This window comes from Bradyrhizobium sp. 2S1, assembly GCF_011516625.5.
Taxonomy (GTDB): Bacteria; Pseudomonadota; Alphaproteobacteria; order Rhizobiales; family Xanthobacteraceae; genus Bradyrhizobium; species Bradyrhizobium septentrionale.
Genome location: NZ_CP147717.1, coordinates 6,181,253 through 6,199,306, shown reverse-complemented (window position 1 = coordinate 6,199,306; position 18,054 = coordinate 6,181,253). Strand labels below are relative to the sequence as shown.

Genomic DNA, 18,054 nt, shown 5'->3' with positions numbered 1-18,054 from the left:
GCCATCCGGCTCATCCGATCGAGCTTCAGGCGCGCACACCACATAGGCCACCAGCCGCTTCTCGCCGGCGCCATCCTGCTGCGCCACCACCACCGCATCGCGCACCCAGGCATGCTCGATGAGCCGCGCCGCAATCTCCCCCGGCTCGATCCGGAAGCCGCGGATCTTCACCTGGTCGTCGTTGCGGCCCAAAAACTCAAGATTGCCGTCCGGCAGGTAGCGCGCCAGATCGCCAGTGCGGTACAGCCGGTCGCCGTCCACAAACGGGCTGGCGATGAACCGCTCCGCCGTCAGCTCCGGCCGGTTCAGATAGCCGCGCGCCACCCCCGCCCCGCCAATGTAAAGCTCACCCGCCGCGCCAAACGGAACCGGCGCACCATGACCGTCCAGCAGGTACACCCGCGTGTTCGCAATCGGACGGCCAATCGGGACAATGGCTCCATCAAAGCCAGCAGGCACCGGATAGCAGAGACTGAAGGTGGTGTTCTCTGTCGGGCCGTAGGCATTTGAGATCCGCAGCGTCGGATGTCGCTTCTGGCATGCTCTAACGGAAGTGACGGAGACCTCTTCGCCTCCGACCAGCAGTTGCTGCAGCCGATCAGTGCCGCGCCCCTCTGCGGTATAGGTATCGAACAACCGGGCAGTCATCCAGGCGATGGTGATGCCTTGATCTTGGATGATCTGGGCCAGCGTTGCTGTCGAGAGGTAGCGTTCAGGATAGAGCACAACACTCGCACCGTTTGCTAAGGCTCCCCAGAGCTCGAACGTGGTCGCGTCGAATGTCGGCGAGGATGCGTTGAGAAAGACGTCCTGCGGCGAGATCTCGACGAAGTCGTTCCCCGCCACTAGACGCACCAGGCTCCGATGCTCGGCCATGACGCCCTTGGGGGTGCCTGACGAGCCCGAGGTGTAGATCACATAGGCCAGATGGCGCGAGGTCAGGCCGAGCGCGCACGGGTCGGGATCGGTGGCCGGCAGCGCCGCCCAGGCCGGGCTCGCCGCCGCCAGATCCACTACCGTCAGATCGCGTAGCGCATCGGCGCCCAGCGCCGATCGTCCCGCCGCATCGGCCAGCAGCAGCGACGGCGCCGCATCCGCAAGCACCTGGCGCAGCCGCGCGCTCGGATAGGCCGGGTCCAGCGGCAGATAGGCCCCACCCGCCTTCAGGATCGCCAACAGCCCCACCACCATCATCGGACTGCGCTGTAGGCAGATCGCCACCGGCTGGTCCGGCGTCACCCCAATTGCGATCAGATGATGCGCCAGCTGGTTGGCCCGCGCATTGAGCTCGCCATAGCTGACGCGCTCCTCCGCGCACACCACCGCCACCGCATCCGGCGCACGGCGCACCTGGGCCTCGAACAGCTCATGGATGCACTGCTGCTCAGGATACGTCACCGCCGTCCGGTTCAGCGCCTCCAACAGGTACGCCCGCTCGTCAGGGGGCAGGATGTCCAGCTCCCGCACCGGCGTGGTCGGCGCCCGCTCCAGCGCCTCCGCCAGTTGCGCGAGCGTGTGCTGCATGTAGCCGCAGACCCGATCCGCTGAGACGCCCTCCGCCACCTGCGCCGTCAGCCCGAGTGCCTCGCCAAAATCCTCCACCGACAAGATCAGCGGATAGTTGGTGCGCTCCTCCCCGCCCAGCCATTCCACGCCGGACAGCGCATCATCGGCTGCGGAGGCGGAGATCGCCGCCGGCGTGTTGTGGCGGTAGTTCAACAGCGCGCTGAACAGCGGCGCCGGCGCCGCAACGCCGCTGCAGCGTTGCGCCAGCGCCAGCGAGGCATGCTCATGTGCGAGCAGCTCGGCCAGCCGCGCGTGGGTGGTCCGCACGCTCGCCTCGACCCCGGTCCCGTCCAGGTCAAGCCGCAGCGGCAGCGTGTTGATGAACAGACCCATCGCGCGGTCGCCACCCGCCCCGCCATGCATGCGGCCGAACAGCACCGTGCCGAACACCACCTGCTCGCGGTCGCTGCTGCGCGCCACCACCTGCCCCCAGGCCAGATGGCACAGGCTCGCCAGGCTCACCCCCAGCCGCCGCGCCTGGCTGCGCAATCGCGCGTTGAGCGCCTGCGGCAGCATGCGCCGCGCCTCATGAGCCCCGCGGCCCTCGCCGTGGACCTCGCTCAGCCCAAACGGCGTGGTCGGCTCAGCGATGTCCCCCAGCATCGTCCGGAAGAACTCTTCATGCGCCTCTGCACCCACGCCAAGCCGTGCCGCCGCCACCAGGTTGCGGAACGGCTGCGGGGCTGCCAGCTCATGCTCGCGTCCCTCCAGCACGGCCCGGACCTCGGCATGCATCACCTCCAGCGTGGTGTGATCCCCGATCAGATGATGCTGCAGCTCCAGCAGCAGCCAGCGCGCACTGCCGGGCTCGCGCGCAATCACAAACCGCAACAAGGGCGCCCGGCCAAGCTCGATGCGCTGCCGGCGCGGATCAAACCGATCCTTAAGCTGCGCGGCGCCAGGACCACCAGACCCGTCCAGCTCGACCTCGCTCACCTCCAGCGGCGCGTTCCGCCACACCACCTGGGCCGGGCGCGACAGCCCTTCCCAGACAAACGACGTCCTCAGGATATCGTGCCGACCCACCACCCGCTGAACCGCGGCAAGATAGCGCTCGAGCAGGTCACGATCGGCAAACGCCATCTGCGAGACCAGCAGGTACGGATCGCCCTTTGTCGCCAACAGATGATGGAACAGGATGCCGTCCTGCAGCGGCGACAAGCCATAAATGTCCTGGATGTTGCCGACGCCGCCCGGCACCGTGACGACGATCCGCGCGATCTCGTCCTGCGTCAGCTCGATCAGCGGCAGCATCTCTGGCCTGATCGCCGCACTCTGTTCGCTGATCAGGTTGGCCGGGACCGCCACCTCGTGATGACTGCCGAGGCTCGCGGCCAGATCCGCCAGCACGGGCTTTGCAAACAAGGTCCGCACCTCGACCCCCAGCGACCGCCGCCGCAGCCGCTCCATCAGCTGCACCGCCAAGAGCGAGTGGCCGCCCAGTTCGAAGAAGTGGTCGTGGCGTCCGACCCGCTCCACACCGAGAAGCTCGGCCCAGATCTGCGCCAGCGCCGTCTCGATCTCGCCCTGCGGCGGCGCGTAAGCGCGATGCGCATACGCCTCATCCGCAGGTGCCGGCAGCGCCTGGCGGTCGAGCTTGCCGTTCACCGTCAGCGGCAGCGCCGCCAGCCGCACGAACGCCGCCGGCACCATGTAGTCCGGCAGGTGCGCGCCCACATGCGCCCGCAACGTCGCGGCCAGCTCAGCGCCAGCGCCATCCGGCTCATCCGATCGAGCTTCAGGCGCGCACACCACATAGGCCACCAGCCGCTTCTCGCCGGCGCCATCCTGCTGCGCCACCACCACCGCATCGCGCACCCAGGCATGCTCGATGAGCCGCGCCGCAATCTCCCCCGGCTCGATCCGGAAGCCGCGGATCTTCACCTGGTCGTCGTTGCGGCCCAAAAACTCAAGATTGCCGTCCGGCAGGTAGCGCGCCAGATCGCCAGTGCGGTACAGCCGGTCGCCGTCCACAAACGGGCTGGCGATGAACCGCTCCGCCGTCAGCTCCGGCCGGTTCAGATAGCCGCGCGCCACCCCCGCCCCGCCAATGTAAAGCTCCCCGACCGCGCCAAACGGAACCGGCGCACCATGACCGTCCAGCAGGTACACCCGCGTGTTCGCGATCGGACGGCCGATATGCGGCACAGCGTTGTCGCTGAAGAGCCGTCCTGAGGTCGCCACGACCGTAGCTTCAGTAGGCCCATAGTTGTTGATTAGCTTCAGAGGCGACAGAGGCCCAGGCACACGCTGGAGACGTTCCCCGCCAACAAGCAAGTACTCCAATCTGGAGTTGATGAGCTTATCTTCCAGCGCGAGTGTAGCCAGTGGCGTGATCAAAAAGGCAACGTCCAGCGATTGATCTCGCCACCATTGCAGCAGACGCAAGGAATCTGCAGCTGTCGCTTTGGGCGGCAGCTGCAATGTGCTGCGGTTGCATAACGCAGACCATAGCTCCCAGGTGCTGGCATCGAATGCCACTCCAGCCACGAGTGCGCAGCAGGCTTCTGGTTGCGGACAAAACGTTTGCACATGCCATGCGACAAGATTGACCAGGCTCCGATGCTCGACCATGACGCCCTTGGGGGTGCCTGACGAGCCCGAGGTGTAGATCACATAGGCCAGATGGCGCGAGGTCAGGCCGAGCGCGCACGGGTCGGGATCGGTGGCCGGCAGCGCCGCCCAGGCCGGGCTCGCCGCCGCCAGATCCACTACCGTCAGATCGCGTAGCGCATCGGCGCCCAGCGCCGATCGTCCCGCCGCATCGGCCAGCAGCAGCGACGGCGCCGCATCCGCAAGCACCTGGCGCAGCCGCGCGCTCGGATAGGCCGGGTCCAGCGGCAGATAGGCCCCACCCGCCTTCAGGATCGCCAACAGCCCCACCACCATCATCGGACTGCGCTGCAGGCAGATCGCCACCGGCTGGTCCGGCGTCACCCCAATTGCGATCAGATGATGCGCCAGCTGGTTGGCCCGCGCATTGAGCTCGCCATAGCTGACGCGCTCCTCCGCGCACACCACCGCCACCGCATCCGGCGCACGGCGCACCTGGGCCTCGAACAGCTCATGGATGCACTGCTGCTCAGGATACGTCACCGCCGTCCGGTTCAGCGCCTCCAACAGGTACGCCCGCTCGTCAGGGGGCAGCAGCTCAATCCGCCCGACCTCTTGCTGCGCATCGGCAACCATCGCCCGCAGCAGCGCCAGCAGATACCCCCGCTGTCGCTCGATCGTCGCCTGATCAAACAGCGCCGTGGCATAACCCAGCGTCCCGGCGATCACCTCGCCATGTTCGCAAAGGTTCAGCTCCAGATCGAACTTGACCTGATCGAACCCCTGCCCCGCAGCCTCCACCAGCAGCCCGGGAAGGTCGAAGGACGGGATGGCGTTGTTCTGCCAGGCCAGCATCACCTGGAACAGCGGGGTGTGATCAAGATGCCGTGGCGGCTGCACGATCTCCACCACCTGCTCAAACGGCAGGTCCTGATGCTCCTGTGCTCCCAAGGCCGTGCGCCGCGTCCGCTCCAACAGCTCCGCCACGCTCGGCGCGCCCGACAGGTCGAGGCGAAGCGCCAGGGCGTTGACGAAGAACCCGATCAACCCTTCGAGCTCGCACCGACCTCGATTGGCGCTCGGCACCCCGATCACAATGTCGTCCTGCCCCGACAGACGCAACAGCACCGCCGCCCACGCCGCCAACACCGTCATGAACAAGGTCGTGCCATGCTGCCGGCTCAGCCGCTTCAGATCCCGCGTCAGATCCGCATCGATCACGACAGGCAGGTTGGCCCCGGCAAACGACTGCTCTGCCGGCCGAGGCCGATCTGTCGGCAGCGCCAGACGGGCCGGCGCGCCAGATAGATTGTTGCGCCAATACTGCGCCTGGCGCTGCAGCCGTTCCCCCGACAGCCACTGCCGCTGCCAGGCGGCATAGTCCGGATACTGGATCGCAAGCGGCGGCAGCGGATCGTCCTGCCCAGCTACGAACGCCCGGTACAGCTGACTGAGTTCGCGCACCAAGACGCCCAGCGACCAGCCATCGGAGACAATGTGATGCTGGGTCAGCAGGAACACGTGCTCCCCATCCGAGGTGCGGATCAGGCGGCCCCGGATCAGCGGCCCGCGCGCCAGATCAAACGGCGTGCGCGCCTCTTCCCGGCACAGATCCAAAAGCGCCGCGTCCGCATCCGGCCTGTCCCGCAGATCGTGCTCGAGCACCGGCAGCCCCGCATCCGGCGGCAGCACCTCAACCCAGGGCTTGCCCTCCGGCGCGACAAAGACGCTACGCAGCGCCTCATGACGCGCCAACACACGGTCAAGGCTGCGCCGCCAGGCGCGGCGGTCGAGCACGCCGCGCAGCCGCAAGGCCAGCGGCACGTGATAGCTCGTGCTATCCTGATCCAGCTGCGCCAAAAACCACAGCCGCTGCTGCGCAAACGACAGCACAAGCGGTTCATCACGCGACACGCCGACAATCGCCGGCAGGTCTTGCGGACCGCAGCGGCTCAACATCTCGACAATGTTCGTCGCCAGATCGGCCAGCACCGGTTTGGCAAACAGCGCCGCCAGCGGCAGCGCTACACCCAGCGCCTGCGACAGCCGGCTCAAGAACTGCACCGCCAAGAGCGAGTGGCCGCCCAGTTCGAAGAAGTGGTCGTGGCGTCCGACCCGCTCCACACCGAGAAGCTCGGCCCAGATCTGCGCCAGCGCCGTCTCGATCTCGCCCTGCGGCGGCGCGTAAGCGCGATGCGCATACGCCTCATCCGCAGGTGCCGGCAGCGCCTGGCGGTCGAGCTTGCCGTTCACCGTCAGCGGCAGCGCCGCCAGCCGCACGAACGCCGCCGGCACCATGTAGTCCGGCAGGTGCGCGCCCACATGCGCCCGCAACGTCGCGGCCAGCTCAGCGCCAGCGCCATCCGGCTCATCCGATCGAGCTTCAGGCGCGCACACCACATAGGCCACCAGCCGCTTCTCGCCGGCGCCATCCTGCTGCGCCACCACCACCGCATCGCGCACCCAGGCATGCTCGATGAGCCGCGCCGCAATCTCCCCCGGCTCGATCCGGAAGCCGCGGATCTTCACCTGGTCGTCGTTGCGGCCCAAAAACTCAAGATTGCCGTCCGGCAGGTAGCGCGCCAGATCGCCAGTGCGGTACAGCCGGTCGCCGTCCACAAACGGGCTGGCGATGAACCGCTCCGCCGTCAGCTCCGGCCGGTTCAGATAGCCGCGCGCCACCCCCGCCCCGCCAATGTAAAGCTCACCCGCCGCGCCAAACGGAACCGGCGCACCATGACCGTCCAGCAGGTACACCCGCGTGTTCGCAATCGGACGGCCAATCGTCTCGACGACAGTCTCTCCCCGTCGCATGCAAATCCAGGTCGAGTACGTCGTGGTTTCCGAAGGCGCGTACAGATTGCAGATCTTCTCGACCCGACTGCTCTCGAAAGCCTTCTCTATGAGGCCTGCCTGCAGCCGCTCGCCCGCCAAATTGATGACCCTTGTCGAGGGCGGCACGGCTTTGTTATCGACCAGAGCGGCGATCGCCGAGGGGACTGTGTTGATCAAGGAGACATCCAAGGACGTCTGCCCCAGCGTCAACGCACTTTCGACAAGATAAAGCGTGCTTCCTTGTGACAGCGGAACGAAGCACTCATAGATCGACAGATCAAAACTGATCGAGGTGGAGAACAGCATGCGGCTGGTCTCCTCCGCAAACACGCCGCTGCTCCAATGCAGCAGGTTCACGGTGCTCGCATGCTCAATCATGACGCCCTTGGGCGTTCCGGTGGATCCGGAGGTGTAGATCACATAGGCCAGATGGCGCGAGGTCAGGCCGAGCGCGCACGGGTCGGGATCGGTGGCCGGCAGCGCCGCCCAGGCCGGGCTCGCCGCCGCCAGATCCACTACCGTCAGATCGCGTAGCGCATCGGCGCCCAGCGCCGATCGTCCCGCCGCATCGGCCAGCAGCAGCGACGGCGCCGCATCCGCAAGCACCTGGCGCAGCCGCGCGCTCGGATAGGCCGGGTCCAGCGGCAGATAGGCCCCACCCGCCTTCAGGATCGCCAACAGCCCCACCACCATCATCGGACTGCGCTGCAGGCAGATCGCCACCGGCTGGTCCGGCGTCACCCCAATTGCGATCAGATGATGCGCCAGCTGGTTGGCCCGCGCATTGAGCTCGCCATAGCTGACGCGCTCCTCCGCGCACACCACCGCCACCGCATCCGGCGCACGGCGCACCTGGGCCTCGAACAGCTCATGGATGCACTGCTGCTCAGGATACGTCACCGCCGTCCGGTTCAGCGCCTCCAACAGGTACGCCCGCTCGTCAGGGGGCAGGATGTCCAGCTCCCGCACCGGCGTGGTCGGCGCCCGCTCCAGCGCCTCCGCCAGTTGCGCGAGCGTGTGCTGCATGTAGCCGCAGACCCGATCCGCTGAGACGCCCTCCGCCACCTGCGCCGTCAGCCCGAGTGCCTCGCCAAAATCCTCCACCGACAAGATCAGCGGATAGTTGGTGCGCTCCTCCCCGCCCAGCCATTCCACGCCGGACAGCGCATCATCGGCTGCGGAGGCGGAGATCGCCGCCGGCGTGTTGTGGCGGTAGTTCAACAGCGCGCTGAACAGCGGCGCCGGCGCCGCAACGCCGCTGCAGCGTTGCGCCAGCGCCAGCGAGGCATGCTCATGTGCGAGCAGCTCGGCCAGCCGCGCGTGGGTGGTCCGCACGCTCGCCTCGACCCCGGTCCCGTCCAGGTCAAGCCGCAGCGGCAGCGTGTTGATGAACAGACCCATCGCGCGGTCGCCACCCGCCCCGCCATGCATGCGGCCGAACAGCACCGTGCCGAACACCACCTGCTCGCGGTCGCTGCTGCGCGCCACCACCTGCCCCCAGGCCAGATGGCACAGGCTCGCCAGGCTCACCCCCAGCCGCCGCGCCTGGCTGCGCAATCGCGCGTTGAGCGCCTGCGGCAGCATGCGCCGCGCCTCATGAGCCCCGCGGCCCTCGCCGTGGACCTCGCTCAGCCCAAACGGCGTGGTCGGCTCAGCGATGTCCCCCAGCATCGTCCGGAAGAACTCTTCATGCGCCTCTGCACCCACGCCAAGCCGTGCCGCCGCCACCAGGTTGCGGAACGGCTGCGGGGCTGCCAGCTCATGCTCGCGTCCCTCCAGCACGGCCCGGACCTCGGCATGCATCACCTCCAGCGTGGTGTGATCCCCGATCAGATGATGCTGCAGCTCCAGCAGCAGCCAGCGCGCACTGCCGGGCTCGCGCGCAATCACAAACCGCAACAAGGGCGCCCGGCCAAGCTCGATGCGCTGCCGGCGCGGATCAAACCGATCCTTAAGCTGCGCGGCGCCAGGACCACCAGACCCGTCCAGCTCGACCTCGCTCACCTCCAGCGGCGCGTTCCGCCACACCACCTGGGCCGGGCGCGACAGCCCTTCCCAGACAAACGACGTCCTCAGGATATCGTGCCGACCCACCACCCGCTGAACCGCGGCAAGATAGCGCTCGAGCAGGTCACGATCGGCAAACGCCATCTGCGAGACCAGCAGGTACGGATCGCCCTTTGTCGCCAACAGATGATGGAACAGGATGCCGTCCTGCAGCGGCGACAAGCCATAAATGTCCTGGATGTTGCCGACGCCGCCCGGCACCGTGACGACGATCCGCGCGATCTCGTCCTGCGTCAGCTCGATCAGCGGCAGCATCTCTGGCCTGATCGCCGCACTCTGTTCGCTGATCAGGTTGGCCGGGACCGCCACCTCGTGATGACTGCCGAGGCTCGCGGCCAGATCCGCCAGCACGGGCTTTGCAAACAAGGTCCGCACCTCGACCCCCAGCGACCGCCGCCGCAGCCGCTCCATCAGCTGCACCGCCAAGAGCGAGTGGCCGCCCAGTTCGAAGAAGTGGTCGTGGCGTCCGACCCGCTCCACACCGAGAAGCTCGGCCCAGATCTGCGCCAGCGCCGTCTCGATCTCGCCCTGCGGCGGCGCGTAAGCGCGATGCGCATACGCCTCATCCGCAGGTGCCGGCAGCGCCTGGCGGTCGAGCTTGCCGTTCACCGTCAGCGGCAGCGCCGCCAGCCGCACGAACGCCGCCGGCACCATGTAGTCCGGCAGGTGCGCGCCCACATGCGCCCGCAACGTCGCGGCCAGCTCAGCGCCAGCGCCATCCGGCTCATCCGATCGAGCTTCAGGCGCGCACACCACATAGGCCACCAGCCGCTTCTCGCCGGCGCCATCCTGCTGCGCCACCACCACCGCATCGCGCACCCAGGCATGCTCGATGAGCCGCGCCGCAATCTCCCCCGGCTCGATCCGGAAGCCGCGGATCTTCACCTGGTCGTCGTTGCGGCCCAAAAACTCAAGATTGCCGTCCGGCAGGTAGCGCGCCAGATCGCCAGTGCGGTACAGCCGGTCGCCGTCCACAAACGGGCTGGCGATGAACCGCTCCGCCGTCAGCTCCGGCCGGTTCAGATAGCCGCGCGCCACCCCCGCCCCGCCAATGTAAAGCTCCCCGACCGCGCCAAACGGAACCGGCGCACCATGACCGTCCAGCAGGTACACCCGCGTGTTCGCGATCGGACGGCCGATATGCGGCACAGCGTTGTCGCTGAAGAGCCGTCCTGAGGTCGCCACGACCGTAGCTTCAGTAGGCCCATAGTTGTTGATTAGCTTCAGAGGCGACAGAGGCCCAGGCACACGCTGGAGACGTTCCCCGCCAACAAGCAAGTACTCCAATCTGGAGTTGATGAGCTTATCTTCCAGCGCGAGTGTAGCCAGTGGCGTGATCAAAAAGGCAACGTCCAGCGATTGATCTCGCCACCATTGCAGCAGACGCAAGGAATCTGCAGCTGTCGCTTTGGGCGGCAGCTGCAATGTGCTGCGGTTGCATAACGCAGACCATAGCTCCCAGGTGCTGGCATCGAATGCCACTCCAGCCACGAGTGCGCAGCAGGCTTCTGGTTGCGGACAAAACGTTTGCACATGCCATGCGACAAGATTGACCAGGCTCCGATGCTCGACCATGACGCCCTTGGGGGTGCCTGACGAGCCCGAGGTGTAGATCACATAGGCCAGATGGCGCGAGGTCAGGCCGAGCGCGCACGGGTCGGGATCGGTGGCCGGCAGCGCCGCCCAGGCCGGGCTCGCCGCCGCCAGATCCACTACCGTCAGATCGCGTAGCGCATCGGCGCCCAGCGCCGATCGTCCCGCCGCATCGGCCAGCAGCAGCGACGGCGCCGCATCCGCAAGCACCTGGCGCAGCCGCGCGCTCGGATAGGCCGGGTCCAGCGGCAGATAGGCCCCACCCGCCTTCAGGATCGCCAACAGCCCCACCACCATCATCGGACTGCGCTGCAGGCAGATCGCCACCGGCTGGTCCGGCGTCACCCCAATTGCGATCAGATGATGCGCCAGCTGGTTGGCCCGCGCATTGAGCTCGCCATAGCTGACGCGCTCCTCCGCGCACACCACCGCCACCGCATCCGGCGCACGGCGCACCTGGGCCTCGAACAGCTCATGGATGCACTGCTGCTCAGGATACGTCACCGCCGTCCGGTTCAGCGCCTCCAACAGGTACGCCCGCTCGTCAGGGGGCAGGATGTCCAGCTCCCGCACCGGCGTGGTCGGCGCCCGCTCCAGCGCCTCCGCCAGTTGCGCGAGCGTGTGCTGCATGTAGCCGCAGACCCGATCCGCTGAGACGCCCTCCGCCACCTGCGCCGTCAGCCCGAGTGCCTCGCCAAAATCCTCCACCGACAAGATCAGCGGATAGTTGGTGCGCTCCTCCCCGCCCAGCCATTCCACGCCGGACAGCGCATCATCGGCTGCGGAGGCGGAGATCGCCGCCGGCGTGTTGTGGCGGTAGTTCAACAGCGCGCTGAACAGCGGCGCCGGCGCCGCAACGCCGCTGCAGCGTTGCGCCAGCGCCAGCGAGGCATGCTCATGTGCGAGCAGCTCGGCCAGCCGCGCGTGGGTGGTCCGCACGCTCGCCTCGACCCCGGTCCCGTCCAGGTCAAGCCGCAGCGGCAGCGTGTTGATGAACAGACCCATCGCGCGGTCGCCACCCGCCCCGCCATGCATGCGGCCGAACAGCACCGTGCCGAACACCACCTGCTCGCGGTCGCTGCTGCGCGCCACCACCTGCCCCCAGGCCAGATGGCACAGGCTCGCCAGGCTCACCCCCAGCCGCCGCGCCTGGCTGCGCAATCGCGCGTTGAGCGCCTGCGGCAGCATGCGCCGCGCCTCATGAGCCCCGCGGCCCTCGCCGTGGACCTCGCTCAGCCCAAACGGCGTGGTCGGCTCAGCGATGTCCCCCAGCATCGTCCGGAAGAACTCTTCATGCGCCTCTGCACCCACGCCAAGCCGTGCCGCCGCCACCAGGTTGCGGAACGGCTGCGGGGCTGCCAGCTCATGCTCGCGTCCCTCCAGCACGGCCCGGACCTCGGCATGCATCACCTCCAGCGTGGTGTGATCCCCGATCAGATGATGCTGCAGCTCCAGCAGCAGCCAGCGCGCACTGCCGGGCTCGCGCGCAATCACAAACCGCAACAAGGGCGCCCGGCCAAGCTCGATGCGCTGCCGGCGCGGATCAAACCGATCCTTAAGCTGCGCGGCGCCAGGACCACCAGACCCGTCCAGCTCGACCTCGCTCACCTCCAGCGGCGCGTTCCGCCACACCACCTGGGCCGGGCGCGACAGCCCTTCCCAGACAAACGACGTCCTCAGGATATCGTGCCGACCCACCACCCGCTGAACCGCGGCAAGATAGCGCTCGAGCAGGTCACGATCGGCAAACGCCATCTGCGAGACCAGCAGGTACGGATCGCCCTTTGTCGCCAACAGATGATGGAACAGGATGCCGTCCTGCAGCGGCGACAAGCCATAAATGTCCTGGATGTTGCCGACGCCGCCCGGCACCGTGACGACGATCCGCGCGATCTCGTCCTGCGTCAGCTCGATCAGCGGCAGCATCTCTGGCCTGATCGCCGCACTCTGTTCGCTGATCAGGTTGGCCGGGACCGCCACCTCGTGATGACTGCCGAGGCTCGCGGCCAGATCCGCCAGCACGGGCTTTGCAAACAAGGTCCGCACCTCGACCCCCAGCGACCGCCGCCGCAGCCGCTCCATCAGCTGCACCGCCAAGAGCGAGTGGCCGCCCAGTTCGAAGAAGTGGTCGTGGCGTCCGACCCGCTCCACACCGAGAAGCTCGGCCCAGATCTGCGCCAGCGCCGTCTCGATCTCGCCCTGCGGCGGCGCGTAAGCGCGATGCGCATACGCCTCATCCGCAGGTGCCGGCAGCGCCTGGCGGTCGAGCTTGCCGTTCACCGTCAGCGGCAGCGCCGCCAGCCGCACGAACGCCGCCGGCACCATGTAGTCCGGCAGGTGCGCGCCCACATGCGCCCGCAACGTCGCGGCCAGCTCAGCGCCAGCGCCATCCGGCTCATCCGATCGAGCTTCAGGCGCGCACACCACATAGGCCACCAGCCGCTTCTCGCCGGCGCCATCCTGCTGCGCCACCACCACCGCATCGCGCACCCAGGCATGCTCGATGAGCCGCGCCGCAATCTCCCCCGGCTCGATCCGGAAGCCGCGGATCTTCACCTGGTCGTCGTTGCGGCCCAAAAACTCAAGATTGCCGTCCGGCAGGTAGCGCGCCAGATCGCCAGTGCGGTACAGCCGGTCGCCGTCCACAAACGGGCTGGCGATGAACCGCTCCGCCGTCAGCTCCGGCCGGTTCAGATAGCCGCGCGCCACCCCCGCCCCGCCAATGTAAAGCTCCCCGACCGCGCCAAACGGAACCGGCGCACCATGACCGTCCAGCAGGTACACCCGCGTGTTCGCAATCGGACGGCCAATCGTCTCGACGACAGTCTCTCCCCGTCGCATGCAAATCCAGGTCGAGTACGTCGTGGTTTCCGAAGGCGCGTACAGATTGCAGATCTTCTCGACCCGACTGCTCTCGAAAGCCTTCTCTATGAGGCCTGCCTGCAGCCGCTCGCCCGCCAAATTGATGACCCTTGTCGAGGGCGGCACGGCTTTGTTATCGACCAGAGCGGCGATCGCCGAGGGGACTGTGTTGATCAAGGAGACATCCAAGGACGTCTGCCCCAGCGTCAACGCACTTTCGACAAGATAAAGCGTGCTTCCTTGTGACAGCGGAACGAAGCACTCATAGATCGACAGATCAAAACTGATCGAGGTGGAGAACAGCATGCGGCTGGTCTCCTCCGCAAACACGCCGCTGCTCCAATGCAGCAGGTTCACGGTGCTCGCATGCTCAATCATGACGCCCTTGGGCGTTCCGGTGGATCCGGAGGTGTAGATCACATAGGCCAGATGGCGCGAGGTCAGGCCGAGCGCGCACGGGTCGGGATCGGTGGCCGGCAGCGCCGCCCAGGCCGGGCTCGCCGCCGCCAGATCCACTACCGTCAGATCGCGTAGCGCATCGGCGCCCAGCGCCGATCGTCCCGCCGCATCGGCCAGCAGCAGCGACGGCGCCGCATCCGCAAGCACCTGGCGCAGCCGCGCGCTCGGATAGGCCGGGTCCAGCGGCAGATAGGCCCCACCCGCCTTCAGGATCGCCAACAGCCCCACCACCATCATCGGACTGCGCTGCAGGCAGATCGCCACCGGCTGGTCCGGCGTCACCCCAATTGCGATCAGATGATGCGCCAGCTGGTTGGCCCGCGCATTGAGCTCGCCATAGCTGACGCGCTCCTCCGCGCACACCACCGCCACCGCATCCGGCGCACGGCGCACCTGGGCCTCGAACAGCTCATGGATGCACTGCTGCTCAGGATACGTCACCGCCGTCCGGTTCAGCGCCTCCAACAGGTACGCCCGCTCGTCAGGGGGCAGCAGCTCAATCCGCCCGACCTCTTGCTGCGCATCGGCAACCATCGCCCGCAGCAGCGCCAGCAGATACCCCCGCTGTCGCTCGATCGTCGCCTGATCAAACAGCGCCGTGGCATAACCCAGCGTCCCGGCGATCACCTCGCCATGTTCGCAAAGGTTCAGCTCCAGATCGAACTTGACCTGATCGAACCCCTGCCCCGCAGCCTCCACCAGCAGCCCGGGAAGGTCGAAGGACGGGATGGCGTTGTTCTGCCAGGCCAGCATCACCTGGAACAGCGGGGTGTGATCAAGATGCCGTGGCGGCTGCACGATCTCCACCACCTGCTCAAACGGCAGGTCCTGATGCTCCTGTGCTCCCAAGGCCGTGCGCCGCGTCCGCTCCAACAGCTCCGCCACGCTCGGCGCGCCCGACAGGTCGAGGCGAAGCGCCAGGGCGTTGACGAAGAACCCGATCAACCCTTCGAGCTCGCACCGACCTCGATTGGCGCTCGGCACCCCGATCACAATGTCGTCCTGCCCCGACAGACGCAACAGCACCGCCGCCCACGCCGCCAACACCGTCATGAACAAGGTCGTGCCATGCTGCCGGCTCAGCCGCTTCAGATCCCGCGTCAGATCCGCATCGATCACGACAGGCAGGTTGGCCCCGGCAAACGACTGCTCTGCCGGCCGAGGCCGATCTGTCGGCAGCGCCAGACGGGCCGGCGCGCCAGATAGATTGTTGCGCCAATACTGCGCCTGGCGCTGCAGCCGTTCCCCCGACAGCCACTGCCGCTGCCAGGCGGCATAGTCCGGATACTGGATCGCAAGCGGCGGCAGCGGATCGTCCTGCCCAGCTACGAACGCCCGGTACAGCTGACTGAGTTCGCGCACCAAGACGCCCAGCGACCAGCCATCGGAGACAATGTGATGCTGGGTCAGCAGGAACACGTGCTCCCCATCCGAGGTGCGGATCAGGCGGCCCCGGATCAGCGGCCCGCGCGCCAGATCAAACGGCGTGCGCGCCTCTTCCCGGCACAGATCCAAAAGCGCCGCGTCCGCATCCGGCCTGTCCCGCAGATCGTGCTCGAGCACCGGCAGCCCCGCATCCGGCGGCAGCACCTCAACCCAGGGCTTGCCCTCCGGCGCGACAAAGACGCTACGCAGCGCCTCATGACGCGCCAACACACGGTCAAGGCTGCGCCGCCAGGCGCGGCGGTCGAGCACGCCGCGCAGCCGCAAGGCCAGCGGCACGTGATAGCTCGTGCTATCCTGATCCAGCTGCGCCAAAAACCACAGCCGCTGCTGCGCAAACGACAGCACAAGCGGTTCATCACGCGACACGCCGACAATCGCCGGCAGGTCTTGCGGACCGCAGCGGCTCAACATCTCGACAATGTTCGTCGCCAGATCGGCCAGCACCGGTTTGGCAAACAGCGCCGCCAGCGGCAGCGCTACACCCAGCGCCTGCGACAGCCGGCTCAAGAACTGCACCGCCAAGAGCGAGTGGCCGCCCAGTTCGAAGAAGTGGTCGTGGCGTCCGACCCGCTCCACACCGAGAAGCTCGGCCCAGATCTGCGCCAGCGCCGTCTCGATCTCGCCCTGCGGCGGCGCGTAAGCGCGATGCGCATACGCCTCATCCGCAGGTGCCGGCAGCGCCTGGCGGTCGAGCTTGCCGTTCACCGTCAGCGGCAGCGCCGCCAGCCGCACGAACGCCGCCGGCACCATGTAGTCCGGCAGGTGCGCGCCCACATGCGCCCGCAACGTCGCGGCCAGCTCAGCGCCAGCGCCATCCGGCTCATCCGATCGAGCTTCAGGCGCGCACACCACATAGGCCACCAGCCGCTTCTCGCCGGCGCCATCCTGCTGCGCCACCACCACCGCATCGCGCACCCAGGCATGCTCGATGAGCCGCGCCGCAATCTCCCCCGGCTCGATCCGGAAGCCGCGGATCTTCACCTGGTCGTCGTTGCGGCCCAAAAACTCAAGATTGCCGTCCGGCAGGTAGCGCGCCAGATCGCCAGTGCGGTACAGCCGGTCGCCGTCCACAAACGGGCTGGCGATGAACCGCTCCGCCGTCAGCTCCGGCCGGTTCAGATAGCCGCGCGCCACCCCCGCCCCGCCAATGTAAAGCTCACCCGCCGCGCCAAACGGAACCGGCGCACCATGACCGTCCAGCAGGTACACCCGCGTGTTCGCGATCGGACGGCCAATCGGGACAATGGCTCCATCAAAGCCAGCAGGCACCGGATAGCAGAGACTGAAGGTGGTGTTCTCTGTCGGGCCGTAGGCATTTGAGATCCGCAGCGTCGGATGTCGCTTCTGGCATGCTCTAACGGAAGTGACGGAGACCTCTTCGCCTCCGACCAGCAGTTGCTGCAGCCGATCAGTGCCGCGCCCCTCTGCGGTATAGGTATCGAACAACCGGGCAGTCATCCAGGCGATGGTGATGCCTTGATCTTGGATGATCTGGGCCAGCGTTGCTGTCGAGAGGTAGCGTTCAGGATAGAGCACAACACTCGCACCGTTTGCTAAGGCTCCCCAGAGCTCGAACGTGGTCGCGTCGAATGTCGGCGAGGATGCGTTGAGAAAGACGTCCTGCGGCGAGATCTCGACGAAGTCGTTCCCCGCCACTAGACGCACCAGGCTCCGATGCTCGGCCATGACGCCCTTGGGCGTTCCGGTGGATCCGGAGGTGTAGATCACATAGGCCAGATGGCGCGAGGTCAGGCCGAGCGCGCACGGGTCGGGATCGGTGGCCGGCAGCGCCGCCCAGGCCGGGCTCGCCGCCGCCAGATCCACTACCGTCAGATCGCGTAGCGCATCGGCGCCCAGCGCCGATCGTCCCGCCGCATCGGCCAGCAGCAGCGACGGCGCCGCATCCGCAAGCACCTGGCGCAGCCGCGCGCTCGGATAGGCCGGGTCCAGCGGCAGATAGGCCCCACCCGCCTTCAGGATCGCCAACAGCCCCACCACCATCATCGGACTGCGCTGTAGGCAGATCGCCACCGGCTGGTCCGGCGTCACCCCAATTGCGATCAGATGATGCGCCAGCTGGTTGGCCCGCGCATTGAGCTCGCCATAGCTGACGCGCTCCTCCGCGCACACCACCGCCACCGCATCCGGCGCACGGCGCACCTGGGCCTCGAACAGCTCATGGATGCACTGCTGCTCAGGATACGTCACCGCCGTCCGGTTCAGCGCCTCCAACACATACGCCCGCTCAGAGGATGACAAGAGTTCAACCCGCCCCACCGGCTGCTGCGCATCAGCCTTCACAGCACACAACAAATTCTGCAAATGCTGTGTCATACGCTCGATCTGATTGGGCTCCAGGCGACTTGCATCAAAGTGCCATCGGAAGCTCCCATCCAGAGCGCAAACCTCAAACGTTAGCGCCTCACCAGCCAGGGCCGCCTCAGAAATCGGGCTCGAAGCTAGATCACCAGTGGCAGATCCGCCATTTACCGTAACCGTAACGCCAACCGGCCAGGGACGGCGCAATCGTAGCGCCTCCACACCGCGCAACGTCGGGCATCGCGCAATAAGATCCCGCGCAAAGGTATCCTGCTCATTCAGCTGAGCGAATTCTGCCGCGACCGCCGTGCGCGCCTCTACGAAATCATTATCAAGGTCGATGGTAATTCCCAT

1 protein-coding gene (running past one end of the window) is annotated in these 18,054 nt (G+C 67.1%); it reads right to left on the bottom strand.

Annotation, left to right across the window (positions count from 1 at the left end; translation table 11 throughout):
- A protein-coding gene (locus HAP54_RS29395) for a non-ribosomal peptide synthase/polyketide synthase (protein WP_248114553.1) crosses the window boundary here: on the bottom strand, window positions 1-18,054 show its 5' portion. It extends 53,340 nt beyond the left edge of the window; the window shows 18,054 of its 71,394 coding nt (coding positions 1-18,054); its start codon is at window positions 18,052-18,054; its stop codon lies off the left edge, out of view.